The 24,956-nt window shown below is 69.6% G+C and carries 23 protein-coding genes; 16 read left to right on the top strand and 7 right to left on the bottom strand.

The window, feature by feature from the left end; translation table 11 throughout:
• Positions 1-48 precede the first annotated feature (48 nt).
• Both EDM22_RS13855 and EDM22_RS13850 read right to left on the bottom strand, forming a co-directional pair.
• Complete coding sequence (locus EDM22_RS13855; RefSeq protein ID WP_212591956.1) at positions 49-735, bottom strand: DUF4129 domain-containing protein; 687 nt, start codon at positions 733-735, stop codon at positions 49-51.
• Positions 726-1,727 (bottom strand): DUF7847 domain-containing protein, encoded by a 1,002-nt coding sequence (locus tag EDM22_RS13850; RefSeq protein ID WP_122937677.1) that lies wholly within the window; start codon positions 1,725-1,727, stop codon positions 726-728. The genes EDM22_RS13855 and EDM22_RS13850 overlap by 10 nt, the downstream gene beginning before the upstream one ends.
• A 449-nt stretch (positions 1,728-2,176) precedes the next feature.
• On the opposite strand from EDM22_RS13850, the gene mtrA reads away from it, so the two are divergent.
• The 6 genes from mtrA (at position 2,177) to secA (ending at position 10,804) form a co-directional block, all read left to right on the top strand.
• Positions 2,177-2,857 carry an MtrAB system response regulator MtrA gene (gene mtrA / locus EDM22_RS13845; protein WP_122937676.1) on the top strand — a complete coding sequence of 227 codons (681 nt, stop codon included), beginning with the start codon at positions 2,177-2,179 and terminating at the stop codon, positions 2,855-2,857.
• A gap of 9 nt (positions 2,858-2,866) precedes the next feature.
• Complete coding sequence (gene mtrB, locus EDM22_RS13840; protein WP_245989388.1) at positions 2,867-4,534, top strand: MtrAB system histidine kinase MtrB; 1,668 nt, start codon at positions 2,867-2,869, stop codon at positions 4,532-4,534.
• 4 nt (positions 4,535-4,538) lie between these two features.
• Positions 4,539-6,203: an LpqB family beta-propeller domain-containing protein gene (locus EDM22_RS13835; protein WP_122937675.1), complete on the top strand. Its 1,665-nt coding sequence runs from the start codon at positions 4,539-4,541 to the stop codon at positions 6,201-6,203.
• 95 nt (positions 6,204-6,298) lie between these two features.
• Complete coding sequence (locus EDM22_RS13830; RefSeq protein WP_122937674.1) at positions 6,299-7,054, top strand: ComF family protein; 756 nt, start codon at positions 6,299-6,301, stop codon at positions 7,052-7,054.
• A gap of 90 nt (positions 7,055-7,144) precedes the next feature.
• Entirely contained in the window at positions 7,145-7,846 is a 702-nt protein-coding gene (gene hpf, locus EDM22_RS13825) for a ribosome hibernation-promoting factor, HPF/YfiA family (protein ID WP_122937678.1), read from the top strand.
• A gap of 159 nt (positions 7,847-8,005) precedes the next feature.
• On the top strand, positions 8,006-10,804 hold the full coding sequence (secA, locus tag EDM22_RS13820; RefSeq protein ID WP_122937673.1) for a preprotein translocase subunit SecA: 2,799 nt from the start codon (positions 8,006-8,008) through the stop codon (positions 10,802-10,804).
• A gap of 54 nt (positions 10,805-10,858) precedes the next feature.
• On the opposite strand, the gene EDM22_RS13815 is transcribed toward secA, so the two are convergent.
• Both EDM22_RS13815 and EDM22_RS13810 read right to left on the bottom strand, forming a co-directional pair.
• A complete protein-coding gene (locus tag EDM22_RS13815) occupies positions 10,859-12,112 on the bottom strand; it encodes an adenylate/guanylate cyclase domain-containing protein (RefSeq protein ID WP_122937672.1) in 1,254 nt (417 codons plus the stop codon).
• Between the two features lie 64 nt (positions 12,113-12,176).
• Positions 12,177-12,629: an Rv3235 family protein gene (locus EDM22_RS13810; protein ID WP_122937671.1), complete on the bottom strand. Its 453-nt coding sequence runs from the start codon at positions 12,627-12,629 to the stop codon at positions 12,177-12,179.
• A gap of 280 nt (positions 12,630-12,909) precedes the next feature.
• Between EDM22_RS13810 and EDM22_RS13805 the strand changes: the two genes are divergently transcribed.
• The 6 genes from EDM22_RS13805 to EDM22_RS13780 all read left to right on the top strand — a co-directional run bounded on the left by EDM22_RS13805 (position 12,910) and on the right by EDM22_RS13780 (position 18,563).
• Entirely contained in the window at positions 12,910-14,277 is a 1,368-nt protein-coding gene (locus EDM22_RS13805) for a recombinase family protein (protein ID WP_122937670.1), read from the top strand.
• A 149-nt stretch (positions 14,278-14,426) separates the two neighbouring features.
• Positions 14,427-14,759: a hypothetical protein gene (locus EDM22_RS19340; protein WP_138708098.1), complete on the top strand. Its 333-nt coding sequence runs from the start codon at positions 14,427-14,429 to the stop codon at positions 14,757-14,759.
• Positions 14,760-15,044: 285 nt separating this feature from the next.
• Positions 15,045-15,353 carry a hypothetical protein gene (locus EDM22_RS13795; RefSeq protein ID WP_122937668.1) on the top strand — a complete coding sequence of 103 codons (309 nt, stop codon included), beginning with the start codon at positions 15,045-15,047 and terminating at the stop codon, positions 15,351-15,353.
• The gene (locus EDM22_RS13790) at positions 15,350-16,378 is read left to right on the top strand and encodes an AAA family ATPase (RefSeq protein ID WP_122937667.1); all 1,029 of its coding nucleotides are present in this window, start codon (positions 15,350-15,352) and stop codon (positions 16,376-16,378) included. The genes EDM22_RS13795 and EDM22_RS13790 overlap by 4 nt, the downstream gene beginning before the upstream one ends.
• 222 nt (positions 16,379-16,600) lie before the next feature.
• On the top strand, positions 16,601-16,891 hold the full coding sequence (locus EDM22_RS13785) for a hypothetical protein (RefSeq protein ID WP_122937666.1): 291 nt from the start codon (positions 16,601-16,603) through the stop codon (positions 16,889-16,891).
• 397 nt (positions 16,892-17,288) lie between these two features.
• The gene (locus EDM22_RS13780; RefSeq protein WP_170964144.1) at positions 17,289-18,563 is read left to right on the top strand and encodes a phage major capsid protein; all 1,275 of its coding nucleotides are present in this window, start codon (positions 17,289-17,291) and stop codon (positions 18,561-18,563) included.
• Positions 18,564-19,097: 534 nt separating this feature from the next.
• Here the strand turns inward: EDM22_RS13780 and EDM22_RS13775 are convergent.
• Positions 19,098-20,870 (bottom strand): cell wall-binding repeat-containing protein, encoded by a 1,773-nt coding sequence (locus EDM22_RS13775; RefSeq protein WP_122937664.1) that lies wholly within the window; start codon positions 20,868-20,870, stop codon positions 19,098-19,100.
• Positions 20,871-21,041: 171 nt separating this feature from the next.
• The gene (locus tag EDM22_RS13770) at positions 21,042-21,320 is read right to left on the bottom strand and encodes a hypothetical protein (RefSeq protein WP_122937663.1); all 279 of its coding nucleotides are present in this window, start codon (positions 21,318-21,320) and stop codon (positions 21,042-21,044) included.
• A gap of 292 nt (positions 21,321-21,612) precedes the next feature.
• On the opposite strand from EDM22_RS13770, the gene EDM22_RS13765 reads away from it, so the two are divergent.
• On the top strand, positions 21,613-21,975 hold the full coding sequence (locus EDM22_RS13765; RefSeq protein WP_138708097.1) for a hypothetical protein: 363 nt from the start codon (positions 21,613-21,615) through the stop codon (positions 21,973-21,975).
• A gap of 28 nt (positions 21,976-22,003) precedes the next feature.
• The gene (locus tag EDM22_RS13760; RefSeq protein ID WP_138708096.1) at positions 22,004-22,600 is read left to right on the top strand and encodes a hypothetical protein; all 597 of its coding nucleotides are present in this window, start codon (positions 22,004-22,006) and stop codon (positions 22,598-22,600) included.
• Between the two features lie 49 nt (positions 22,601-22,649).
• On the opposite strand, the gene EDM22_RS13755 is transcribed toward EDM22_RS13760, so the two are convergent.
• Positions 22,650-22,943 (bottom strand): helix-turn-helix domain-containing protein, encoded by a 294-nt coding sequence (locus EDM22_RS13755; RefSeq protein ID WP_122937660.1) that lies wholly within the window; start codon positions 22,941-22,943, stop codon positions 22,650-22,652.
• A gap of 127 nt (positions 22,944-23,070) precedes the next feature.
• On the opposite strand from EDM22_RS13755, the gene EDM22_RS13750 reads away from it, so the two are divergent.
• The gene (locus tag EDM22_RS13750; RefSeq protein ID WP_170964143.1) at positions 23,071-23,703 is read left to right on the top strand and encodes an SAF domain-containing protein; all 633 of its coding nucleotides are present in this window, start codon (positions 23,071-23,073) and stop codon (positions 23,701-23,703) included.
• The gene (locus EDM22_RS13745) at positions 23,703-24,950 is read left to right on the top strand and encodes a CpaE/TadZ family protein (protein WP_122937658.1); all 1,248 of its coding nucleotides are present in this window, start codon (positions 23,703-23,705) and stop codon (positions 24,948-24,950) included. The genes EDM22_RS13750 and EDM22_RS13745 overlap by 1 nt, the downstream gene beginning before the upstream one ends.
• Positions 24,951-24,956: the final 6 nt, after the last annotated feature.

Below are 24,956 nucleotides of genomic sequence, written 5' to 3'. Positions count from 1 at the left end.
GCGCGACCGCCGCGACCGGCGCGACCGCCTCGGGCGCAGAGGCGGGCGTCATCGGTCGGCCCCCGCGACGGGGGCGGGCAGCGCGGCATCCGCCTCGTCGCCGGCCGGCCGGGCCGCCGCGAGTGCGCGATCGAGCTCCGTCATGCGTCGGTACGCCGACTCCGTGCCGGCGTGGGCGAGGTAGCGCACCTCGTCGAAGTCGGCGGCGGCCGCGGCGAGCTCGGTCGCACGGTCGGGGAACGGCTGCGCGGCGGCATCCGCGAGGCCGTGTGCCGTGGTGCCCGGATGCACCGCCACGAGCTCCCGCTCGACGAGACCGCGCACGAGGGCCCGGAACCGCTCCTCGACGGCGAGCGTCCAGTCGTCCGATGCCGCGGCCGCCTCGGCGGCACTGCGCAGCGTCGCGGCGTCGCGGAGGTCGCCGTCGTCGAAGAGCGGCAGGGTGGCGGTCGCACGCCGGCGCAGCCGGGGCACGCCGAAGACGAGCAGGCCCACGACCACGAGCACGACGACCACGACGACGACGATGAGGGCGAGCACGCCCCCCGGCAGCCCCGTCGCGCCGTCGAAGAGGCTCGCGATCCAGTCGCGCACCGCCTGTGCGGCGAGGTCGAACGCGGTGGGCTCCGCCGCGCGGTACTCGGGCTTCGCGAGCTCGTCGAGCACCCATCGACGGGCCTCGGGCGCGTCGGGATCGAGCGGCGGTTGGAACCGCGACAGGAGACTCAGGTCCACGTCGGCGCCGGGCCGCCTGTCGGGACGTCGAGGTAGGGGTCGCCCACGGGGAGCCCGGCGTCGCGCGCCTCGACGTGGCGCTCGAGTTGGAGGTCGAGCCCCTCGGTGCGCATGCGCAGGTCGATGTAGACGACCGCGATGACCGCCGCCTGCACGACCGACGTGATCGCGCCGACGAGGATCGAGAGCGCCATCGTCACGACCGTCGTGACGACGGTGATGGTCAGCGCCGCGCCGGAACCGGTCGGATCGATGATCGCGGCGAGCACCGTGCCGGCGATCGAGACGGGCTGCACGACGACCTGGGCCGCGGTGCCCACGATCACCCCCACGAGCAGGATGATGCCGAAGGTGCGCCAGAAGTACCCCTCGGTGAGCCGCCACGACCGGCGGACCGATTGCACCACGCCCGCCCGCTCGAGCACGATGACGCTCGGCACGAGGGCGAGCTTCGTGCCCAGCCACGCCCAGAGCACCGCGAGGCCGAGGAACAGGACGAGCGCGACGACCACCGCCACGATCGCCGCCTCCGGGGACACGAAGGCGGCGGCCACGACGCCCGCCATGACGAGCGCGACCACCAGCCCGACGATCGCGCCCACGAGCAGGGTCCACCCGATGAGCGGGCCGATGCGCCGGGCGGCGCGGCGCCACAGCGCCGAGAACGTGAGGCGTTCGCCGAGCGTGCCGCTCGCGACCTCGACCACCATGACGCCCTGCAGGAATGCGCCGGCGACGATGGAGACGGCGATCGGCACGAACGAGAGCACGATCAGCCAGCCGACGGTGCCCGAGAGGATGGCGTCGAGGTCCTCGGCGCTCGCCGACTCCATGCGGCCGAACAGCCAGACGAGGAGGGGCACGAACACCGCGGCCGTCGCGACGGCCGTGACGAGCTGCACCACGAGCCCCGTGCCGAACACGGGGGCGGGGTTGCGGCGCAGCGTGCGGAACGGCGCCCAGAGCAGCGTGCCGAAGTCGAGCGGGCGCAAGGGGAGCAGGCCCGGCTTCGGCGGCGGCGTCCACCCCGCGGGTGCGGGCGGCGGCGCCCACCCCGACGGCGACGGCGGGGGCACGGGAGCCGGTGCGGGGGGCGGTGCCCATGCCGGTGCGGGCGGGGGCCAGTCCGCGGAGCCCGCGGCATCCGCCCGGGGGCCCGGAGCGCCTGCAGGCGGCTGCCAGTCGTGATCGGACACCTGCATGCGCTCCCTCCAGCGGATGGTTCCCAATGCTGCCACAGTTCGCCGGCGCGAGGACCGGGCCGTCCACCGGGCGCACCGGCGCACTCCGCGGGAGCCGCGCGCGTGTCGCGCGTGCCGAGCCCGCGCGGGCCCGGCACGCCCCGCCGGCGGCTCCCGGCGGTCATCGAGGTACGAGCGACTACGCTGAGTGCACTGGTTCCGGCCCGGCGACACGCCGGCACTGACGGAGAAACGAACGGATGACGCCACGCGTACTCGTCGTCGACGACGACACGGCCCTCGCCGAGATGATCGGCATCGTGCTGCGCACGGAGGGGTTCGACCCCGCATTCTGCGCCGACGGCGCGAGCGCGGTCGCCGCATTCCGCGAGACGAAGCCCGACCTGGTGCTCCTCGACCTCATGCTCCCGGGCATGGACGGCATCGAGGTGTGCGGGCGCATCCGCGCGGAGTCCGGCACCCCGATCATCATGCTCACCGCGAAGTCCGACACGACCGATGTCGTCAAGGGACTCGAGTCGGGCGCCGACGACTACATGGTGAAGCCGTTCAACCCCAAGGAGCTCGTCGCCCGCATCCGCACCCGCCTGCGTCCGGCGCCCGAGCCCGCGGTCGAGACCCTCGCCATCGGCGACCTCACGATCGATGCGGCCGGCCACGAGGTACGGCGCGGCGACACCCGTATCAACCTCACCCCGCTCGAGTTCGACCTCCTCCTCACGCTCGCGACCAAGCCGCAGCAGGTGTTCACCCGCGAGATGCTCCTCGAGCAGGTGTGGGGCTACCACTACAAGGCCGACACCCGGCTCGTGAACGTGCACGTGCAGCGCCTCCGCGCGAAGGTCGAGCACGACCCCGACAACCCCCGCATCGTGATGACCGTGCGCGGCGTCGGCTACCGCGCCGGCGCGACCACCTAGGCGGTCGGCATGTCGGAGGCGACCCGACCGGTGCTCCGAGCCCTCACCGGCATGCGCGAGGCCCCCCGCCGCCTCGCCTCGCTCTGGCGCCGCTCGCTGCAGTTCCGCACCGTCGCGATCACCCTTGGGCTGTCGGGACTCGCCATCCTCATGATCGGCTTCACGATCTCGTTCACCGTCGCCTCGAACCTGTTCCAGACGCAGCTCGACCAGGTGCTCGCATCGTCGTCGACGGCCACGACGTCGGCCCAGGCGATCCTCGATTCGTCGGATGCCGCCGACCGCGCCGCCGTGCAGGCCGTCACCAACTCCGCGATCGCGACGGTCACCGGCGTCTCGGGCAGCGCGGACCTCGCGCTCTTCCGCGAGCCCGGATCGGAGACCATCACGCTCGCCCCCGCCGATCGCCTGAGCCGCAACCTCGGCGGCCGCATCACGCCCGAGCTCCGCGAGCGCGTGCAGGAGAACCCCGGCAAGCAGTTCTGGCAGTCGATCGAGATGGTCAACGACGACGGCGAGACCGTGCCCGGCATCGTCGTCGGGTCCGACCTCGTCGTGCCCGCCGCGGGCCGGTACGAGCTGTACATCGGCTACGACCTCGCGGATGCCGCCCAGACCCTCGCGCTCATGCAGCTCACGGGGGTGATCGGGGCGATCGTGCTCATCGCGATGCTCGGCGTCATCACCCTCGTCGTCGTGCGCTGGGTGATCGAGCCGATCCGCACCGCCGCCGCGACGAGCCGCCGGCTCGCGGCGGGCGACCTCGGCGTGCGCATGCCGTCGAAGGGCGAGGACGAGCTCGCGACCCTCGCGGCATCCTTCAACGGCATGGCCGACAGCCTGCAGGCCCGCATCCGCGAGCTGGCGGAGCTCTCGGTCATGCAGCAGCGCTTCGTGTCGGATGTCTCGCACGAGCTCCGCACGCCCCTCACGACCATCCGCCTCGCGGGCGACGTGCTCTACGGGCAGCGGGAGGACTTCCAGCCGCCGACGTCGCGCACGGTCGAACTGCTGCGGACGCAGACCGACCGGTTCGAGACCCTCCTCGCCGACCTGCTCGAGATCAGCCGGTACGACGCCGGCTCGGTCGAGCTCGAGACCGAGCCGACCAACCTCGTGCACCTCGCGGGCGACGCCGTCGAGTCGATGCACGAGCTCGCGCGCGAGCACGGGAGCGAGTTGCGGCTGGACGCGCCCGGCGGGCACCTCGACGCCGACGTCGACCCCCGCCGCATCCGCCGCATCGTGCGCAACCTGCTGGGCAACGCGATCGAGCACGGCGAGGGCCGACCGATCGTGGTCTCGGTCGACAGCAACGCCACCGCGATCGCGCTGTCGGTGCGCGACTACGGGCTGGGCATGTCCGACGAGGACGCGGCGCGCGTGTTCGACCGGTTCTGGCGCGCCGACCCCAGCCGCACGCGCACCATCGGCGGCACGGGACTGGGCCTCGCGATCGCGCTCGAGGACGCGGTCGCGCACCGCGGCGCACTCGAGGTCTGGTCGAGGGAGGGCCGGGGAACGGTGTTCCGCCTCACGATCCCGCGCATCGACGACCTCGCCGCGGTGGTCTCGCCGTTGCCGCTCGAGCCCCCCGACCCGGACGCCACGGGGCCGATCGCGCCGGCGCCCCTCCTCGGCGAGGCCCCGGCCGTCGTGGAGGTGCATGATGCGTAGGCGGATGGCCGTCGTCGCCGCCCTGCTCTCGATGGCGGTGCTCGCGGGCTGCGCCTCGATCCCCACGTCGGGATCGGTGCAGCAGGGACGCGCGACCGAGCCCGACCAGCTCGACCTCGACGTGCTCGTCGACGGCCCGCAGCCGGGCGCGACGCAGGAGCAGATCCTGCAGGGCTTCATCGAGGCCGCCGCGAGCCCGCGCAACAACTACCAGGTCGCCCGTTCGTTCCTCACCGATGACTTCGCCGGCGCGTGGCAGTCCGACGCGGGCGGCACGATCGACGTGCTCGCCGACCGGCAGATGTCGGCCATGAGCGACGCGGAGTGGCGGGTCCAGGCGGTGCCCGCCGCGAACCTCGCCCCCGATGGGCAGTACCTCCAGCCGGAGTCGGTGACCGCGATCCCGCTCGAGTACACCTTCGAGCAGGTCGACGGCGAGTGGCGCATCTCGAACGCGCCGCCCGGGATCCTCATCGACGAGTCGACGTTCGAGCTCGTCTGGCGCGAGTACACCCTGTACTTCTACGATCCGCAGTTCCGCTACCTCGTGCCCGACGTGCGGTGGTTCGCCGGTCGGGAGACTGCCCAGACGAGCATCGTGCGCGCGCTGCTCGCGGGGCCTGCGGAGTGGCTCGCGCCCGGCGTGGTCTCGGCCTTCCCCGAGGACGTGCAGCTCGAGTCGCCGACCGTGCCGGTCAGCGGCGGGGTCGCCGACGTGTCGCTCACCGGGCCCGCCTTCGACAGCCTGCTGACGATCCAGCGCATGCGCTACCAGCTCCAGGAGAGCCTGCTCGGCGTGCGGAACGTGACCGAGGTGCGCCTGAGCCTGAACGGCGGCGTCGAGGAGGTGGCCGACCTCGCCGACGCACCCGTGCGCACCCCGCGCATCAACCAGCGCCCCGTCGTCTCCGACGGCGCCACGTTCGGGTTCCTCGCGACCTCGGGGGAGGAGATCGTCGCCATCGACGGACTCTCCGAGCAGGTCACCGCCCTCGATCCGACCGGGGCGAGCCTCGGGCCGGGCGGGGAGTCGGCCGCGGTGCGCTCCGCCGACGGGGTGTCGATCGTGCGCAGCGGCGAGGACGCGGTGCTGCTCGATCCGCGTGCGGGGCTCGTGGCACCCGCGATCGACGGATACGGGGACGTCTGGTCGGTTCCCGCCGATTCGCCCGATGCGCTCGTCTGGTTCGGCCCCGACGGCACGGCCACCCAGGTCTCGGCACCGTGGACGGGATCGCGCATCGCCGCGATCGAGGTGTCGCGGGACTCGACCCGGCTCGTCGCGCTCCTCGCCGACGGCTCCCGGTCGAGGATCGTCGCCACCTCGATCCAGCGCGACTCCGACGGCAACCCCGTGGCGCTCGGCCCCGTTCCCCTCAACCTGGCCGATGTCGCGGGCGTGCCGCTCGACGTCACGTGGCTCGACGCGAAGACGGTCGGCTCGATCACCGAGGCGCCGGGCGGCGGCGCCCGACTCGTCGAGCAGGAGGTCGGCGGGCGGGCCGACGCGACCGACGGACCGGCCGGCGCGCGGGAGATCGTCGGGGCGAACAGCCTCCGCGAGCTGCGCGTGCTCACGACCGCCGGCGACCTGGTCACGCGTGCCGGCGTGGGGTGGCAGGGGCAGGCGACCGGCATCCGGTTCCTCGCGCCGCAGCAGCCCGACTGAGCGACCCGTCCTCCACAGTGCGGGACCCGGACGGCTCGACGCGAGCCGCGCGGCATCCGCGGTGGGCCCCTGTGCGAGCAGACGAGACTGGGCGGATGCCACCCGCCGCCCACGCCGCGCCGGCCGCCCCGCCTGCCTCGCCCGCGTCCGTCGCCCTGCTGCTCCGGGCCGTCCTCGCCCGCGCGGCGCGGGCGGTGCTCGACGCACTCGCCGTGCTCCTTCCCGTCGACTGCGCGGGATGCGGCGCGCCCGACCGAAGCATCTGCGCCGAGTGCCGGCAGTCGCTCGCGGCTCCCGCACGTCGCATGGAGCGCCGCGGCGTCTCGGGGTGGGCGGGCGTCGCGTACGCGGGCCCGGCCGCGCGGGCGCTCCGGTCCTTCAAGGACGAGGGGCGCACGGATGCCGCGCGCACTCTCGCGGTGCCGCTCGCCGCGGCCATCCGGGCGGCGCTCGCCGAGCTCGATCCCGGCGAGGGAGCCGCCGGACCCGTCGAGGTCTGCACGGTCCCCTCGACTGCGGCCGCCCGTCGCGCCCGCGGCTACGCGCCAGTGGAGCTGCTGCTGCGCCACTGCGGCCTCCGACCGGCACGCGTGCTCCGGCTCGAGCGGGCCCGGGCCGACCAGGCCGGACTCGGCCGGGAGGACCGTCAGGCGAACGCCGCCGGGGCCCTCGGCGCCGTTCGACGCCTCGACGGGCGACGGTTCCTGCTCGTCGACGACGTCGTCACCACGGGGGCCACGCTCGCCGAGGCGAGCCGCGCGATCCGGGTCGCGGGAGGCGCCGTGGTCGCGATCGCGGTGCTCGCTGACACTCCGCTGAGACATCCCGACGGCGATTCGAAAGTCCCGTGACAATGCCTGCCCCGGGGGCTACGGTGTCAGGACAGGCGTGGTCGAACCACCCTTCAGATCCGGGTGACACGTCGGTAGATGGAGGTCGTCATGGAACTGAACATCGTCGGACGCAACCTGGAGGTCACCGATCGGTTCCGAGCCTATGTGGCCGAGAAGTCCGAGAAGGTCTCCCACCTGTCCGAACGAGCCATCGCCCTCGATGTGAAGCTCAGCCGGCTCAGCGAGAAGAATGGCATCCCCGGGCTCGACCGCGTCGAGCTCACCCTCGTCGGCAAGGGCCCGGTGGTCCGGGCGGAGGCCGACGGCTCCGACAAGTACGCGGCGTTCGATGTCGCGCTCGGACGACTCCTCGAGCGCATCCGCCGCGCCAAGGATCGGCGCAAGGTCCATCGAGGCCAACGACGTCCCACCTCGCTGCGGGAGGCGGCCGAGGGCGGGTTCTCCGACGTGGGCGTGCAGGCCGCCGGCGTCGAGGTGCTCGAGCAGGTGCGCACCGGCAGCATCCCCGTCGTCACCGAGACGCAGGAGGTCGTGGAAGAGGAGGAGGCCTACAGCCCCGTCGTCATCCGGCGCAAGGTCTTCCCGTCGAGCCCCATGACCGTCGACGACGCCCTCTACTTCATGGAGCTCGTCGGACACGACTTCTACCTCTTCATCGACGCCGAGAGCGGACGCCCGAGCGTCGTCTACCGCCGCAAGGGCTGGGACTACGGCCTCATCGGCCTCGACGAGCAGGCGGATGCGGGGGCGGGAGCGCCCTCCGACGACCTGCAGCGCGCGAGCGCCTGAGCGTCGCGTCGGCCGGGGGTGCACGGCGCCCCCGGCCGACGCCTGCGCCCAGCCTGCTGCCCGCTAGCATGGCTATGATGACCGTCTGCACAGGCGGCAACGGGCGTGCCCGGGTGTCCACCCTGGCCCACGCGCCCGTCGACAACAGGAGAGCATTCCGTGGCTTCCATTCTGGAAAAGGTCCTTCGCGTCGGGGAGGGCCGCACTCTCAGGCGACTCGAGAACTACGCGACGGCGATCAACGCACTCGAAGAGGACTTCCGCGCACTCACCGATGAGGAACTGAAGCACGAGACCGTCGAACTCCGCGAGCGCTACTCGAACGGCGAGTCCCTCGACGACCTGCTGCCCGAGGCGTTCGCTGCGGTGCGCGAGGCGAGCCGCCGCACGCTCGGGCTCCGGCACTTCGACGTGCAGCTCATGGGGGGTGCGGCCCTGCACCTCGGCAACATCGCCGAGATGAAGACCGGTGAGGGCAAGACCCTCGTCGCGACGACGGCCGCCTACCTCAACGCGCTCACGAGTCGCGGCGTGCACGTCGTGACGGTCAACGACTTCCTCGCGAGCTACCAGTCCGAGCTGATGGGCCGCGTCTTCCGCGCCCTCGGCATGACCACCGGATGCATCGTGGCGGGCCAGACCCCCGCAGTGCGTCGCGAGCAGTACGCCGCCGACATCACCTACGGCACGAACAACGAGTTCGGCTTCGACTACCTGCGCGACAACATGGCGTGGCAGGCGAGCGACATGGTGCAGCGCGGACACTACTTCGCCATCGTCGACGAGGTCGACTCGATCCTCATCGACGAGGCCCGTACCCCGCTCATCATCTCGGGCCCGGCCTCGGGCGAGGCCAACCGCTGGTTCAACGAGTTCGCCAGCCTCGCGACGCGCCTCGTGCCCGGCGAGGACTTCGAGGTCGACGAGAAGAAGCGCACCGTCGGCGTGCTCGAACCCGGCATCGAGAAGGTCGAGGACTATCTCGGCATCGACAACCTCTACGAGTCGGCGAACACGCCGCTCATCTCGTTCCTCAACAACTCGATCAAGGCGCGTGCGCTCTTCAAGCGCGACAAGGACTACGTCGTGATGAACGGTGAGGTGCTCATCGTCGACGAGCACACGGGCCGCATCCTCGTGGGCCGCCGCTACAACGAGGGCATCCACCAGGCGATCGAGGCGAAGGAGGGCGTGCAGGTCAAGGCCGAGAACCAGACGCTCGCCACCGTGACGCTGCAGAACTACTTCCGGCTCTACTCGAAGCTCTCCGGCATGACCGGCACCGCCGAGACCGAGGCGGCCGAGTTCATGTCGACGTACAAGCTCGGCGTCGTCCCGATCCCCACCAACAAGCCGATGGTGCGCCTCGACCAGCCCGACCTCGTCTACAAGAACGAGGAGGCGAAGTTCGCGCAGGTCGTCGAGGACATCGTCGAGCGGCACCGCAAGGGACAGCCCGTGCTCGTCGGCACGACGAGCGTCGAGAAGAGCGAGTACCTCTCGCGCCTGCTCGCGAAGAAGGGCGTCCGCCACGAGGTCCTCAACGCGAAGAACCACGCGCGCGAGGCCGCGATCGTCGCCCAGGCCGGCCGCCACGGAGCCGTCACGGTCGCCACGAACATGGCCGGCCGCGGAACCGACATCATGCTCGGCGGCAACGCCGAGTTCATCGCGGTGCAGCAGATGCACGAGCGCGGACTGAGCCCCGTCGACACGCCGGAGGAGTACGAGGCGGCGTGGGACGAGGTCTTCGAGTCGGTCAAGGCGGCCGTCGACGTCGAGGCGCAGAAGGTGCTCGCCGCCGGCGGACTGTACGTGCTCGGCACCGAGCGCCACGAGTCGCGCCGCATCGACAACCAGCTCCGCGGTCGCTCCGGCCGCCAGGGCGACCCGGGCGAGAGCCGCTTCTACCTCTCGCTCACCGACGACCTCATGCGCCTCTTCAACGCGGGCGCGGCCGAGAGCCTCATGGCCCGCGGAGTGCCCGACGACGTCGCCATCGAGTCGAAGGTGGTGTCGCGGGCGATCCGTTCCGCGCAGTCCCAGGTCGAGGCGCGCAACGCCGAGATCCGCAAGAACGTCCTGAAGTACGACGACGTCCTCAACCGCCAGCGCGAGGCGATCTACGGCGACCGCCGGCACATCCTCGAGGGCGACGACCTGCACGAGCGCACCCAGCAGTTCCTCGAGGCCGTGATCGACGAGGTCCTCGACGCGCACACCGCGGAGGGCAGCCCCGACGAGTGGGACTTCGACGCCCTCTGGGCCGAGCTGAAGACGCTCTACCCGATCGGCATCACGATCGACGAGGTCGTCGCCGAGGCGGGCGAGAAGGGACGCGTCAACCGCGACTTCGTGCGCCGCGAGATCCTGTCCGACGCCAAGCTCGCCTATCGGCGCCGCGAGGAGCAGCTCGGCAGCCCGGCGATGCGCGAGCTCGAGCGCCGCGTCGTGCTCTCGGTCATCGACCGCCGCTGGCGCGACCACCTCTACGAGATGGACTACCTGAAGGACGGCATCGGCCTGCGTGCCATGGCCCAGCGCGACCCGCTCGTCGAGTACCAGCGCGAGGGCTACGCGATGTTCCAGCAGATGATGGGCTCGATCCGCGAGGAGACCGTCGGCTTCCTGTTCAACCTCGAGGTCGAGGTCGCCCCGCAAGCGGGTGTCGCCGGTCCGCGCATCGAAGCCAAGGGGCTCGCACGCCCGAGCACGCCCGAGGAGAAGCTCAGCTACACGGCTCCGAGCGACTCGGGCGGCGTGGAGGTGCGCAACCAGCGCGGCCAGGTGCAGCAGGCGGCGACCCAGCGCGCGCGCCGTGCGGTGGCCCAGTCGCAGGCGCCACAGGAACCGCAGCAGGAGCAGCCCCGCGGTGCGTTCGGTCAGCGCTCGGATGCCGCGGAGCCGGCACCGCAGAACCGCGCCGAGCGGCGCGCTCAGGAGCGCAAGGGCCGCTGAGCCCAGCGACGAACGGCCCGGGTGCGAACCCGGGCCGTTCTCGTTGCTGCGGCGTCAGGCGCGGCGTGCCTCGAGGAACCAGGTGTGCACGCGGCCGAGGCCCTTGACCTCGATGACGCCGCGCTCCCTGAGCTCGAAGTCCACCGCGAGGAGCTGCGCGACACGATCGGTGACCTGGATCGATCCCGGAACCCCGAACGACTCCATGCGGCTCGCCGTGTTGACCGTCTCGCCGTAGATGTCCCACAGGAACCGCGATTCGCCGATGACGCCCGCGACGATGGGTCCCACATCCATCCCGATGCGGAGGACGATGTCGGACCGGTTCCCGATCGCATTGGCGGCGGCGATGCCCCGCATGCCGATCGCGAAGTCGGCGAGGGCTGCCACGTCGGGCTCGCCGCTCGCACCTCCGGTGATCGCGAGGTAGGCGTCGCCGATCGTCTTCACCTTCGTCACCCCGAGCCGGTCGGCGAGGGCGTCGAACGCGCCGAGCAGCTCGTTGAGGTCGTGCACCAGCGCATCCGCCGACATCGTCTCGGACAGGCTCGTGAAGTCGACGATGTCGGCGATCAGCACGCCGACCCGGTCGTAGCGGTCGGCGATGGGGTGCTCGCCGGCCACGAGGCGGTCGGCGATCGAGCCGGGCAGGACGTTGCGCAGGATGCGATCCGATCGGTCGCGCTCGTCCGCCAGCGCGGCCGCGAGTCGGTTCCGGGACCGGACGTAGGTGCGCATCGCGACGAACATGATCACGGACACGGAGACGATGTTGATGGCGAAGAACACCGTGACGATCCACGTCGCGATGAACGGTGCGCGAGCCTGGAGCGCCCCTTCGAGGGGAACCATCGCGACCACGATCACGACGTACGCCGCGAACACCAGCCCGGGCCGCCGAACGCTGCTGAACGAGAGCGCGCCGACCGGGGCGGCGAGCCCGAACAGGATCACGGCGCTGCTGTTCGCGAAGCCGCCGAGCGCCACGTGCACGAGTGCCGGCAGGACGAGGAACATCGCCGTCTGCGAGATGCGGAACCATCGGTCGTCGCGCGTCGCACGGAGGTGCGCAAGGCCGGCAAGGGTCGCGAGGATGTACGCCGTGGGGATGACGGCGGCGACGGGGATGCCGATTCCGTAGTAGAACGCCGCCCACGGCGTCACGACCACGGCGGTGAACACGGCGGTGAACGTCAGGACGGACTTCTCCATGCGCCGGCCGTCGTCGTCGTCGGTCGCGAACCCGATCGAGCCGACCGCGGCGAGCACCCCGGGGACGCGCGATGCCGGGCGGGAGGTGCGCTCCATCGCACGAGCCTATTGGATTCGGTGCGCCTGCGGACCGGGGCGTGCGGGAGACCGCCCCCGCCGCTCAGAGCACGCTGATCGCGCTCGCGCGCCAGCGCTGGTCGAGGCCCTCGAGGCGGATGGCGACCGCGCGCGACCGCGCGCGCTGGTGCACCATCACGACCGCCTCGACGATGCCGTCGGCGGGCTCGCTGAGACGCACCCGCCCGACCGAGAAGGCGGGGCGCTGCGGCGCCTGCCCTTTGACCCTGCGCGCCCGTGCGGCCAGCACGACCCGCTTCGAGAGGTTGCGGTAGACGTCGTCGGTGACCCACCGCGCGAGCTGGTCGAGGTCGCGGGCACCGGCGAGCACCTCGATCACGCAGTGCGTGAGGTTGCGGAGCACCGGCTCGGGGTCGGGGAGTTCGCTGCGGCGGGCGGGCTGCCTGGCGAAGTACTCGTCGTCGTGGTCGAGGTAGCGCGCCGCAGTACCGTGGACCACGGCGGTTCTGGGCGCGCTCGGAAGGCGTGCGGTCATCTCTGCTCCAGTAGGGCGGGCGTTCGCCGACCGGGGCCGACGAGGGGATCACCCCCGATCGGGGGGCGTTCGGATGATCCCTGAGTGAAACGTAGGGCCGCCTCCGATTGGGTGTCAAGCGATTCGGCAGCCTGTGGAGAAGAACCGGCAGGAGCACGGCGAGCGGGTACCGTCGCCCCATGCGGTGGGACCTGCTGTTCGAAAACAAGGGATGAAGTAGCATCATGCCCATGACCTACCGGATCGAACCCCTCGAGCGGCCCATCATCGAGGTGTCATCGTGACGCGCGCGGCCGTCTACGCACGGCAGTCACTCGATGTCTCAGAGGGCATCGAACGGCAGCAGAAGCGATGCGGCCAGCTCATCGACGCGCGCGGCTGGGATGCTGGCCCTGTGTACGTCGACAACGACACATCGGCGAGCAGAACTCGAGGACCGAAGACCGCGTGGGCTCGGATGCTGCAGGCGATCGGTGTCGAGTTCGACGTCATAGTCGCGGTCGACCTCGACCGGCTGCTGCGCTCGACGCGCGACCTGAATGTGCTGATCGAGCGCGGGGCCCGCGTCGTCACGGTCGACGGGGAGATCGACCTCACGACGGCAGACGGCGAGTTCCGTGCGACGATGCTCGCGGGCATCGCGAGATTCGAGACGCGGCGCAAGGCCGAGCGTCAGATCCGGGCGAATGAGCACCGAGTCGCGCAGGGGAAGCCATCTACGGCCTCGAAGCGGCGCCCGTTCGGGTTCGAGCACGATGGCGTCACTCATAGACCAGACGAAGCCAAGGCGCTCGCTGAAGCGTACGAGGCGTTGATCCTCGGACACTCTCAAGCGTCGATCGCGAAGCAATGGAACGCGGCCGGGTACACGACGAGCGGCGGGAAGGCCTGGCATTCGGGATCGGTCGGTCATGTGCTCGCGAACCCGCGGAACGCAGGCATCCTCGAGTACAACGGCGTCGAGCGAGGGCCCGCCCCGTGGGAGGGGATCGTGACAGAGCCTGTCTATCGCCTCGCGCGAGCGATCCTCCGCGTCGGACGTACCGGCCTGCCGAAACCGGGATTGACTCTGCTCGGTGGGCTGGCTCGCTGCGGCATCTGCGGCGGCATCATGGTCGCCGGTCAGGCACACGAGCGGCGCACGTATGTCTGCAAGGGCTTTCGACACCTATCTCGAGTCGCGGATCACGTTGATGCCGTGGTCGACGCCGTAGTGGTCGCGTACCTCGTCCGCGGGGGCGTGGCGGAGCCCCTCGCCGTTCCAACAGATGAACGTGCGGAGGGTCTCACGAAAGAGGCCGCTGAACTGCGGGCGCGCATGGACGAGCTCGCCGGATTGTTCGCTGACGGTACGTTGACGGCGTCGCAGCTCGCAACGGCGACCGAGCGCCTCCGAGACCGGGGCGACGCGATCGACCGAGAGCTGGCAGGGCTCGCCATGTCTGCGCGGCCCGCTCCCTCGGCCTCGGTGCTCGGCGCGAGCGACGTCGCCGGCGCCTGGAGCGCTGCGAGCGTCGAGACTCGTCGACAGATCGTTGATGACCTAGCGGTCGTAACGATCGTCAAGACTCCCCGCCGAGGGCGGGAGTTCGATCCGGAGTCAGTCCGGGTCGTATGGAAGGGCTTGGCGGAGCACGTCGCTGAGTAGGGAAACGCCCCCGGCCCGTAGCGCCGGGCCCGCATGCATGGGGTGTTCGTGCCGGTGAACGAGAGCCAGCCCGAAGCGTAGACACAGCACTTGCCCCGGCCCGAGACCTTTGCGGGCCGGGGCCCCACCCAAACGAGGAGGCCCAACCCATGCCCGAAACGCTGCTAATTGTCTGCACCGATGCGCGCCACGCTCGGAACAAGCGCGCGACCATCGAGAAATTGGTCCGAACGCAACGAGGATGGGACCTAGCTCGATACAACCGCAATGTTCGCATCGCGCTGGCAGAGAACACTGCCCTGCACGCCCTCGACCACAGCAGGCCCCAATCCGCCGACAGTCGCGACCGTTACCGGTTCTCATGCAAGCTGTGCAAACGAACCGTGGTGGTTAGAGACGACGCGCTCGAGACGCTGCTTGAGCAGAAACGACACGCCGGGGCCGAGGTTGTCGAACTATCGGAGCTGGAAGCTATACAGTGAAAGGAAGCGAGCTTGAGCGCCTGACCCAAGCACAAAGACTGCCTCTCAGCGGAGGAATGCATATTCCTTGCTGGGAGGCTTTCTCATGTCATGGACCGCTGAACGCGCCCGTGTCGCTTCACTCTCTCGATCCCGTACCCATGACGATCCCGACCTTGTCGAAGCCCGCCGCAACCTGAAAGCGGAGCGGCTCGCCGACCACGTTGCCCGGGTTGTAGCCGAAGCCCCGCCGCTCTCGCCTGAACAGCGTGCCCGCATCGCCGCCCTTCTCCGTGGAGGTGCACGATGAGCGCCGACAAGATCGGCGCGACTGTCGAGAAGGCACTCGACGCGACCCTCTGGCGGCTCATCACCGGCGAGATCGCCCTGCACGAACTCACCCCCGCCCTGGCCGGTTTTTACACGATCGGTCACGCGCACGGCGTCGAGTCAGTACTTGAGAGGCTGCGTAACACCGAGCACGAGCGCGATCGGTATTACGAGCTCTGGACGAACCCCGGCACCCAACTCACGGATATCCGACTGCGGCGAATGCGAGAAGCCGCTGAGGACTACTGGCGCGTATTCGTCGCGACGGACGGGGGCACCCGATGAGCCAGACGTTCTCCGCCGTGTGGCTCATGGAACAAGAGTTCCCGCCGCTGCAGTACGTCGTGCCCGGGGTGATTCCCGAGGGCATGACGCTCCTCGTAGCCGCACCGAAGACGGGCAAGAGCTGGCTCGTGCTTGACCTCGCCGTCGCTGTGTCGTCGGGCTCATCGATCCTCGAGACGATCCACACCGGCCCCGCACGCCCGGTGCTGTACCTCGCCCTCGAAGACGGCCCCAGACGCCTCCAGGACCGCCTCAGAGTGCTCGGTGTAACCCACGCCCCGCACCGACTGTTCTTCGGCACCAGCGTCCCCCAGGGCGACGTACTGAGCACCATTCAGGCATGGGTTGACGACTTCCCCGGCGAGAACCCCGTCGTGATCCTCGACACCCTTGGGAAAGTCATGCCGTCGGCACAAGCCGGTGAATCCGACTACCAGCGCGACTACCGAGTCGGTGGAGCGCTGAAAGGCATCGTTGACGGGAATCCCGGCGCCGCACTGATCGTCGTGCACCACACCCGCAAGGCACAAGGAGACGACTTCCTCGACTCGGTCTCCGGCACTCAGGGCCTCGCAGGAAGCGCCGACTCGATCCTCGTGCTCCGACGCGGCCGAGCAGAATCCGCGGGAAGCCTGTCTGTCACCAGCCGCGACGCCGCCGAAGGCCAGTATCAGGTCGAGCTGGTCGATGGGAAGTGGCGGCTCGACGGCAACGACCTCAAGTCCGCTGCTGCCGCCCTCGCAGAAACCCGCACGACATCGGGACTCGGCGAACGCTCTGCGGAAGTCGTCAGCTACGTCAACGAGAACCCGGCAGGCGTGCGCGCAGCGGATGTCGCCGAAGCGCTCCGGCTCACGTCGAAGGATGCAGGCACGTACCTTCTCCGAGCATTCGAAAGCGGCCGCATCAACCGCCCCACCCGTGGCCTGTATACCCCTGTAGGGAGTGTGGGAACCGTAGGAACCCTGAGTGAGGAACCTACACAATCCGCACTTCCTACACCCACTTTGGAAGAGGTGGCGTGATGCCCGCCTACACGACAGCCGGACTCACGTACCGCTGCCCCGACTGCAACTCCACCACCCGACTCGTGCAACTCACACAGCGCATCTACGTGCTGCAAGTCACCCACGACACCACCTGCCCCAACATGCAGGAAGCAACAGCATGAGCGCGTTTTCGGCCACGCAGATCCGACCCGTACACGCGAGTCATGCCTTTTTTTCGGGGCGAATGGTGGCTGGCTCATGAGTGCCGACCTGAGCATCGACCACGGGTTCGTGCAGAGCGTGACTCACCGTCTGACGGCCATGGATCATGACTTGGAGGACCGTCTGCAATACCTCGTGCGGCTGCTGCTGTCCGGGCAGGCAGGCTCCGACAATGTGACGCGGGTCGGGTTCCTGTGCCATGTCATCGGGGAGCTGTTGTACAGCTTCGACGGCCTGGTGGATGCGCATCCCCACGCTGAGGAAGTCCGCACCATGATCCAGATGCGCGGAGAGGTCGCTGCACTCATCAACGGGGACGCCTCGTGACGGGGCGACTGATCTTCACGGAACGGTATGTGCTCGCTGAGGGGCAGACAATCGTTGTTCCGGCGCGCGTGTGTCACTTCCTCATCCGGCATGCGCATCTGGAGGATGTCTGGCGCGAGTGGCGGGGCCGTGACGCTGAGATCGACGCGGTTATGACGGCAATCCGGGTCGGGTCGCTGACGTGGCAGAAGTCCGCTACCGGAACTGTCGTCGCCCCGAAACCGGAACTCGCCGCATCCTCTGAGTGGCTGAGCACAGGGCAGGTGGCTAGCCGGGTCGGGATGACTGATCGGGGCGTTCGCAGGGCATGCGTCACCGGTCGATTGGACGCGGTTCAGGTCGCTGGCCGCTGGCGGATCTCCCGCGAGGCAGCGGAACACTTCAAAGCATCGAGAAAGTGACACAGCACATGAGCGATTACCGCAAGAAATTGATCGAGCTTCGCGACTCGGCGTGGAGCGACGCTAAGGCGATCCTCGACCGTGCGCAGAACGAAAAGCGTGACCTCACCTCCTCCGAGGAGGCGCATTACCGCGACCTGACCGGGGACCTCGAAAGCCTCCGTGAGCGCATCAACATGGTGGACGAGCGGCAGCGCACCGACAAGACTTCGGAGCGCGCCATGACCTCCCTTTTGGGTGGCAGCTCCGGTCGGCATGTCGAGTCCGAGGTCGGCGAGAAATTCCGTGAGTCGATCCTGCAGCGGTCGCTCGCGCCCATCGAGATCACCATTCCGGACAACGAGCGCCGGTCGGGCTTCCAGCCCGGAATCGAGCAGCGTGCGCTGATCACCACTAGCGGCAGCGGCCTGGTAGGCAACTTCTGGTCTCGCATCCAGCGGCACCTGGTCGAGTCGAGCTCGATCCTCGCGGCCGGCGCAACCGTCATCCAGCATGACAACGGCGAACCGGTCAAGATCCCTAAGTCGACGGCGTTCAGCACCGCGGGCATAGTCACCGAGGGCAGCATCATTCCGACCTCCGACCCGACACTCGGCTCGATCACGCTCGGCTCGTACAAGTACGGCTTCCTCGTCCAGATCTCCCAGGAACTCGCCGAGGACGCTGCGTTCGACCTCGAAGGGTTCCTTGCAGAGCAGTCCGGGGTCGCGATCGGCAACGGGTTTGGTGCCCACGCGATCACCGGCACCGGTACCGGACAGCCCCGAGGCGTCCTCACCGACGCCACGCTCGGCGTGACCGGCCCCACGGGTACGGCAACGTCGTTCGGTGCGCAGACCACTGCAGGGCAGGGAGGCGACCTCCTGATCGACCTCGCGGGTTCACTCGCGGAACCGTACGCCCGTTCGCAGTCGGCTGCGTGGCTCATGCGGAACTCCACCCTCAACGCGATCAAGAAGCTCCGCGACTCGACCGGCAACTACGTGTTCAGCCCCGAGGTCATCCCCGGTTCCGGTTCCTCGGGCACCCTCCTGGGTCGCCCCGTCTACACCGACCCGACGATGCCCGCGATGGCTGCAAATGCGAAGTCTGTCGTGTTCGGTGACATCAGCCGCTACTGGGTGCGACAGGTCAACGGGCTCCGCTTCGAACGCTCGAGCGACTTCGCTTTCGACAAGGACCTGATCACGTTCCGCGGTCTCGCCCGACTCGACGGTGCCCTCGTAGACACCACCGGCGCAGTGAAGTATTTCCAGCACAGCGCCACCTGAGACCCATAGTCCGGCGTCAACCACACCGCACGAGGTCAGCAAGTGCCTCGAAAGCGGAACGGATGCAGGCCGAGCGAGGTCCCTTAAGCCTCCCAGTGACACCTGCAGCGCCACACGGGGGCGGCGACCACACAACGGCACCGCCCCCCGCGCAACGAATGACCGCGGTTTTTTTCTGGATCTCGACCAACGGCTGACCCCGCAGTCTTCCGCTTTCTCTCCCCGCGTTTTTCTTCTCTGACGCATCACTTAGGGGTGCTCTCGAATGTCACGTGGTCTGGGTCCTGTGCAGCGACTCATCTTGAGCGAGCTCGATGCGCTATCAGTCGGGTCCGGTGTACTGCTCGAGGATGCGGGGTTGCGTCGGGCAGCGCATGGGCTTGAGCGTGCAGGGCTCTTGAGGCTTGAGCGCCGATGCGTGGATGGCCGCAGCCGCCTCGTGGGCTTCCGCACCTCGGATACGAGCGAACTTCGCTGAGGCAAACAACAATGCCCCTCCCTAGCCGGAGCCAGGGAGGGGCGATTGTTCATCGGTCAGGGTGCGCCGGGTAGTGACTCGCACGCGATCTTGTCGTTGTCGAAGTCGAGCTTCGCGATGTCGCCGTAGTACGGGTAGTAGTAGTTGAACCAGCTCTGTGCAGCGCTCCACGTGGAGAAATCACTGCAGTTCTTGGTGTCGCCCGGGTTCGCGGGCGTCGTGGGTCCGGGCGGCGGCGTGGAAGTAGCGCACTCCGTCAGCGATGCGACAGCGTTGCTCAAAGATCCCGTACCACCAAGGAGCACCACCGTGCTCGGGTTCAGCGCGGTGATCTGGTTCTTGACGACTGGCGGAATGCATGTCCCGGTCACGATGAACAGCGGAGACGACGTCGCCCCGGCCAGCGCACCCCCGGCGAGGGCGTCAGCGAAACCCGTACCGACTGCCAGATAGACCGTCGACGCACTGCTGAACACACTCTGGTTGACGGCCACACCGGTCGCGTACCTGTCAGCGCCCGCATAACGCTGAACGGTCGGATACTTCGACTTCAGCGAGTTCTCGTAACTCGTGGTAACGACACCGGTTCCTCCAGCGATACGCACGGTCGAGGTTCCGAGGTTGTTGAGCGTGCCAACGGTGCTCGCGTTCGCCGACGTGGCCAACCCATCGACAAGGAGCACCGGTGCGTTGATCGTTCCGGCTGCTCCCGATGCACTGAGGGCATCTGGGAAGGCCCGGCCGGTCGCGACGTATGCAATGCCCGATGATGGCAGCCCCGCTGTCTGAGCGAGGATGCGGCTGGTCTCGTAGCGGTCCGCACCCGCAGCCCGCTCAACCGGCGCGATGGCGCTGAGCGCTGCCGCAACGCCAGCGGAAACCGCGCCCACACCGCCCGCGATCACGATCTTCTGCGGGGCGAGCCGCTTGATCTCGTTCAAGACCACGCTCGGAATTGCGGTCGGCTGAACGAGCAGGAGAGGACTGGACTTCGCGCCTGCGAGTGCCGAAGCCGAAAGCGCATCAGGGTAGTTGGTGCCAGCTGCGACGTACACGACAGGCACGCCCGGGTTGAAGCGGGCGGAGACCGCGACCGCGGTGGCGTACCGGTCAGCGCCTGCAAGGCGATATGTTCCGGCGGGCAGCGGATTGACGCTCCCCTCGGACGGCGCAGACGGGACCGTGTCCGTGCGCACCGGGGGCACGACGACGGTGCTAGCACCGCAGTAGTCGCTGATGAGCGACTGCAGGGCCGACTTCTCGGCGGTGTCGATCGTGAGGTTCCATCGGTACTTCACGACCACCCAGTCGCTGGCGTACTCGCAGCGTGACGGCGTGTACGACGGAATCCACTGCGCCGGGTCGTACGCACTCTTCGCGGTGTTCTCCGCGCCCGTCACGACCGTGAGAGTCTCATCGACGTCCAGATCGTTCGCGTAGTCAGACCGCTGTTGGTCAGTCCACGCCCACGCACCGGAGATCCACGCCTCCTTCAATGCGACGAGGTGGTCCATCTCGAGCAGCGCCGGGTCGGTCTGGGTGACGCCCTCGTACCAGGAGAACCATTCACCCGCGGTGATGTCGCAACCTGCGGCGATTGTGACCGGGACGAGCGACTCCGCCTGCAGCACCTCACGTCGGGTGTTGCAGCCGTCGCCGTCAGCGTCGATGCCTTCGGCGAACAGATCGCGGTTGTAGGTAACCGAGGACGGCGTTGCGACGATGAGCTCCGCGAGCAGCGCCGCGGGCGTCGTGGTTTCGCCGGGCGCGACCGCGTTGGCCGCGATCGGGGCTGTCACCAAGGCAGCGACGAGCAGGGGTGCGGCCACGAGCGCCGCGAGAGTTCGTTTCAAAGGGGGCTCCAGTAGGGCGAAAACCGGTAGGGGTCACCTCAAGCTAGTGGCCGCCACCATTCGGAGCAGCCCAACCCACCCGAACTGGGTACAGAGCAGCCTCACCACCACGCACTGCCGCCGCGGGCAGTCAGGGCCGTCTCGTGGTCAGTCTCGCCTGCGATCGAAGTCCGGGTATCCCTGAAATCCGGGAGCGTGCGATCGCACAAACGCGAGGTGCGTCATCTCGATCGCGCCGCGAAGGGTCCGGTATCTGCCGACGAGTTCCCCGCGCAGTTCAGCCACATAACCGACCTCCGCCCCGATCCTGACGATGCGCACAGTGCCGTAATCTTTGCCGGTCGAATCGACCAGCGTCCACGTTCCCGGGGTCCGTTCGTCGGCTGCAAGGAACGGATGCCACCTTGGCCGGAACTCGACGGGCACGGGACTGCTCCTCTCTAGGAGCGCGCCGGCCCGCGCACCATACAAGGCTACGCGCCTGCCCACCGGCTCCTATGCTTCAGGGGTGCGAATGGCGACAGCGTGGCTCGAAGAACCTTGGTGGACCGGAGTGCAGGGGCTCCTGTCCATTGTCGGCGTCATAGCGATCATCGTTGCGGTGGTCGACTTTGTGCTTCGCCAGAATGAGGGTGCCCCGCGAGCCATGAATTTTCGCGTGACTCGTTCGGGTGTAGTCGAGAACGGCCGCACCCGGATAGTGGTTACAGCGCGGCCCATGGGACCGCACGTCCTCTACGAGCCACAGTTTCGAGTGTGGGGATACAGGACGTTCGAGGTCCCCGAACTCCCTGCGGTGTTGGCGGCAGGCGACGAGCCCGTCGAGATCGAATTAAGCGTTCCCCAGGACAAGCTCCAAGGGGTCTGGGTAGGGGTTCTCTGGGTAGTCCCGAAGCGTTGGGTACCCCACGCAGCAGGATCGCGCATCAGGCTCGCCCCGAATGATGAGATGGACTACGAGACCTGGCAGATGTACCTCTGGCGCTGGTGGCCGAGGAAGGTTCCCGGGCGATGGGTTCGTCTAAGCGAGGGCAAGATTCGCGCTCCGCTGTACGTCCCGGAGTGGAGGGATGGCGACTGACGCGCCTGCGAGGCGCGCTCCACATGTGATGTCATTACATCCCTTGTGGGACGACCTCGAGTCGCAGCTCGATCAGGAGCAGCGCGAGGAGGAGCGCGCCCTCGCGATCGAATCGGAGCGGCTGCGGCTCGGCCGTCTCTCGCTGCGCGACCGCATCACTGCGATGGCACGCACGACCGGCCAGGGCGGGGCCGTGGTGCGCCTCGAGCTCCACGGCGGCAGCGTCGTGCAGGTGCGCCCCCTCTCGTTCGGCCGCGACTGGTTGAGCGCCGAGCTCCGCGACGCGCCCGCCGCGGGCGGGCAGTGCATCGTGCCCCTGGGCGCCATCTCGGCGGTGCTCCCGGGTCGATCGCAGCTCGACGCCAGCCTGGAGCCGCTGCCCGAGTCGACTGCGCGCCTCGCCGAGCGCATCGGGCTGCCGTTCGTGCTGCGCGACCTGTGCCGCCGCCGGGCCGGCGTCTCCGTCGAGACGTCCGACGGCTCCCACCACGGCACGATCGACCGTGTCGGTCGCGACCACCTCGACCTCGCGCTGCACGAACCGGGAGTACCCCGGCGCGAGCGTGAGGTGCGCGGTTACCGCATCATCCCGTTCGATCGCCTCGTGCTCGTGACCTTCCGCTGAGCACCACGCACCAGACGGGCCAACCGGAGCTCGTTGGCCCGTGACGGGGTCAGTCGAGCGAACGGATCGTGCCCCGCCGGGCGCCCGACAGCTCGAAGACGTTGGCGAACTCGCCCTGGTTCCACGCCGACGACCGACGGGCGTCTTCGTACTGCTGCTCGATGAACACCTCGAGCTGCACGCGCTCGACCCGCCACGGACCGCTCGCGCCGACCCGGATCGCCGGCAGTTCGCCGGAGCGGATCAGCTCGTCGACCGTCGCCACCTCGACGGCGAGCACCTCCGCCGCGTCGGCGATCGTGAGGAACCGGCCGATCGCGTCGCCCGAACCGTGAGGGGTCATCCCTCGATTATCGACCTGCTGCGCGGAAGGGGGAGTGCGTGTGGATAACTTCCGGGCCGACTCCCGGGTTCGGGTCACCATGGTTCGCGGCGCGGTGCGCGACGGATGCCGAGGAGAGGAACGCACGATGGCGAGTGGTCGGTCGCGGGGCGAACGCGGGGCGGTCCGGATCGACCCGCGGCTGCTGATCGGCGTCCTGCTCGTCGCCTCGTCCACGGCGGGCGTGTGGTTTCTCGTCTCCGGACTCGACGACGCACGCGAGGTCTACGTCGCCCGCGACACGCTCACGCCGGGCACCCGGATCGACGAGGGTGACCTGGCCACGGAGTCGGTGCGCCTCGGAGCGAGCGCCGCGCACTACCTCGCCCCGGGCGACCTCGGCGACGACGGCCTCGTCGTCGTGCGCACCGTGCGCGCCGGCGAGCTCGTGCCCGCCGCCGCGATCGACGATTCCGACTCGACCGGCCTCGCCAGCGTCGTCGTGCCGAGCCGCGGGCCGCTCCCGGCCGACGTCGATCGCGGTTCGATGGTCGACGTGTGGACGGCCTCGGAGCGCGAGCGCGGGGTCTTCGATCCGCCGGCGGTGCTCGTGCCCGGTGCCGAGGTGGCCGGCGTCATCGCATCCGACGGGATGGTGGCGAGCGAGGGCGTCTCGGTCGAGCTCCTCGTGCCGCGCGAGAAGGTCGCGGCCCTGCTCCAGGCGCTGTCCGCGGGCGACGCGATCGATCTCGTCCCCGCGCGAACCGCCGGCGGCCAGTGATGGCGCGGCTCGCCCTCGCGCTCGATCCGGTCGTGGAAGACCGGCTGCTGGCCGACGCCGTGGAGGCGGGCCACACGATCGTGGCTCGTGTCGTGGGGTGGCGCGACGTGCTCGAGTGCCTCGACGTGCTGGGTCCCGACGTCGCGGTCGTGGGCGCCGGCCGTCCCACCCTGAGCGCCGAGCTCCTCGCCGCCTGCGACGAGGGGGGCATCCGCATCATCGGCCTCGCGGCATCCGATCAGGAACGTGCCCACGCCGCGCGACTCGGCCTGCACGAGGTCCTCGACGCGACGGCGACCTGGGCCGAGATCGACGCGCTCGTCTCGGGTGGCGTGCCCGTTCCCTCGCGGGTCGGCGACGTGGGCGAGCCGCGCGGACTCGATGCCGCGGTGATCGCCGTGTGGGGGCCGGCCGGTGCTCCCGGCCGCACGACGATCGCGGTCAACCTCGCCGCGGAGCTCGCGGCATCCGGCCACACCGCGGCGCTCGTCGACGCCGATCCCTATGGGGGAGCGGTGGCGCCCGCACTCGGCCTGCTCGACGAGGCGCCGGGGTTCGCGTCGGCGTGCCGACTCGCCGGCAGCGGAGCCCTCGATCGCGCCGAGCTCGAGCGGATCGCGCAGCGGTACTCGGCGCCGCGCGCGTCGTTCGACGTCTTCACGGGACTCGTCGGTCCGAGCCGCTGGCCCGAGCTCGCGCGTGATCGGGTGGTCGCCGCGCTCGAGGCGATGCGTGCGCGGTACGAGTACGTCGTCGTCGACACGGGCTTCAGCCTCGAGCACGACGAGGAGCTCACGAGCGACCAGTTCGCGCCGCGGCGGAACGCGGCGACGTTCGCGGCGCTCGGCACGGCCGACCGGGTGGTCGCCGTCGGCCTCGCGGATCCGGTCGGGCTCTCGCGGCTGCTCCGCGGTCACGGCGACCTGCTCGACCTCGTCGACGCCGAGCGCGTCGACGTCATCGTGAACCGGGTGCGCACGAGCGCGCTCGGCATCGACGCGCACGGCCAGGTGCGCCAAACGCTGCGCCGGTTCGCGGGCCTCGCCGAGGCGACCCTGCTGCCGCACGACGGCAAGGCGGCGGATGCCGCGATCCTCACCGCGCGCACCCTCCGCGACGCCGCGGCGCGATCGCCGCTGCGGGCGGCACTGCGCGCCTACGTCGACGAGCGGCTGCTCCCCGCGCCCGAGCCCGCGCAGCGGCGTGGCCGCCGCATCCGCTTCGCGCAGCGGCCGGTGACGAACTGAGCCGAC

The organism is Agromyces tardus (assembly GCF_003710805.1).
Classification (GTDB): Bacteria; Actinomycetota; Actinomycetes; order Actinomycetales; family Microbacteriaceae; genus Agromyces; species Agromyces tardus.
The sequence above is the reverse complement of the archived record's forward strand: the minus strand, read 5'-3'. Positions and strand labels throughout refer to the sequence as shown.

Excerpts from the sequence above, each read along its gene's own strand:
- mtrA (WP_122937676.1), top strand. The coding sequence starts at position 2,177 with ATGACGCCACGCGTACTCGTCGTCGACGACGACACGGCCCTCGCCGAG.
- mtrB (WP_245989388.1), top strand. The coding sequence starts at position 2,867 with ATGTCGGAGGCGACCCGACCGGTGCTCCGAGCCCTCACCGGCATGCGC.
- EDM22_RS13835 (WP_122937675.1), top strand. The coding sequence starts at position 4,539 with ATGGCCGTCGTCGCCGCCCTGCTCTCGATGGCGGTGCTCGCGGGCTGC.
- EDM22_RS13830 (WP_122937674.1), top strand. The coding sequence starts at position 6,299 with ATGCCACCCGCCGCCCACGCCGCGCCGGCCGCCCCGCCTGCCTCGCCC.
- hpf (WP_122937678.1), top strand. The coding sequence starts at position 7,145 with ATGGAACTGAACATCGTCGGACGCAACCTGGAGGTCACCGATCGGTTC.
- EDM22_RS13815 (WP_122937672.1), bottom strand. The coding sequence starts at position 12,112 with ATGGAGCGCACCTCCCGCCCGGCATCGCGCGTCCCCGGGGTGCTCGCC.
- EDM22_RS13810 (WP_122937671.1), bottom strand. The coding sequence starts at position 12,629 with ATGACCGCACGCCTTCCGAGCGCGCCCAGAACCGCCGTGGTCCACGGT.
- EDM22_RS19340 (WP_138708098.1), top strand. The coding sequence starts at position 14,427 with ATGCCCGAAACGCTGCTAATTGTCTGCACCGATGCGCGCCACGCTCGG.
- EDM22_RS13795 (WP_122937668.1), top strand. The coding sequence starts at position 15,045 with ATGAGCGCCGACAAGATCGGCGCGACTGTCGAGAAGGCACTCGACGCG.
- EDM22_RS13790 (WP_122937667.1), top strand. The coding sequence starts at position 15,350 with ATGAGCCAGACGTTCTCCGCCGTGTGGCTCATGGAACAAGAGTTCCCG.
- EDM22_RS13785 (WP_122937666.1), top strand. The coding sequence starts at position 16,601 with ATGAGTGCCGACCTGAGCATCGACCACGGGTTCGTGCAGAGCGTGACT.
- EDM22_RS13765 (WP_138708097.1), top strand. The coding sequence starts at position 21,613 with ATGGGACCGCACGTCCTCTACGAGCCACAGTTTCGAGTGTGGGGATAC.
- EDM22_RS13760 (WP_138708096.1), top strand. The coding sequence starts at position 22,004 with ATGTCATTACATCCCTTGTGGGACGACCTCGAGTCGCAGCTCGATCAG.
- EDM22_RS13755 (WP_122937660.1), bottom strand. The coding sequence starts at position 22,943 with ATGACCCCTCACGGTTCGGGCGACGCGATCGGCCGGTTCCTCACGATC.
- EDM22_RS13750 (WP_170964143.1), top strand. The coding sequence starts at position 23,071 with ATGGCGAGTGGTCGGTCGCGGGGCGAACGCGGGGCGGTCCGGATCGAC.
- EDM22_RS13745 (WP_122937658.1), top strand. The coding sequence starts at position 23,703 with ATGGCGCGGCTCGCCCTCGCGCTCGATCCGGTCGTGGAAGACCGGCTG.